The sequence below is a fragment of the Candidatus Pelagibacter communis genome, assembly GCF_001179845.1.
Lineage (GTDB): Bacteria > Pseudomonadota > Alphaproteobacteria > Pelagibacterales > Pelagibacteraceae > Pelagibacter > Pelagibacter ubique_Q.
In genome coordinates this window covers 1-565 of the sequence record NZ_CVSB01000012.1, presented here as the reverse complement: position 1 = coordinate 565, position 565 = coordinate 1, and the positions used below count along the sequence as shown (strand labels likewise).

The 565-nt window shown below is 22.7% G+C and carries 1 protein-coding gene; it reads right to left on the bottom strand.

The genetic code is table 11. The features are described 5' to 3' along the window. Window positions 1-565, bottom strand: a 565-nt coding sequence (locus tag AMN81_RS00795) for a glycosyltransferase family 4 protein (protein WP_143312048.1), incomplete at both ends; no start/stop codon positions are given.

Genomic DNA, 565 nt, shown 5'->3' with positions numbered 1-565 from the left:
ATAACCAATGTTATAAAAATTTTTTTTCTTCAGATTGCTAAATTTAAATTTTAAAGATGATGCGCTAGAAATTACTTCTATCTTTGTTGCATCAATTTTAAAATTTTTAACAAGATATTTTTTCACAGCGTTTGTAATAGCTACAATTTTAACAATATTCTTGTTATCAAATACATTAGTATATTTGCAGAAAAATTTAACAATTCTACCTTCGTTATGAAAATCATGATGAATTTCGATAATTACTTTTTTTTTTAAAATGTTTAATAAGATAAGGTTAAATATATTTCTTGTTATATAAAGTTCTGTTTTATCAAAAATAGCATAAGCTATAGAAAGAAATGAAAATAAATAATAACTAATACCAATTGGAAATTTATTAAAATATTTCAATTTAATTAATTTTGGCGATTTATCGATCCCATAAAATTTTTTAAGAGAAAAATTCTGTCCTGTATTTGGGACTATTAACTTAACAGAATGAGATAGTTGAGTAAGAGCGCTACAAGTATTAACAACTTGAATACTAGATGGATTTGAAGATGGAGTTGAAGAGTTAAATAAA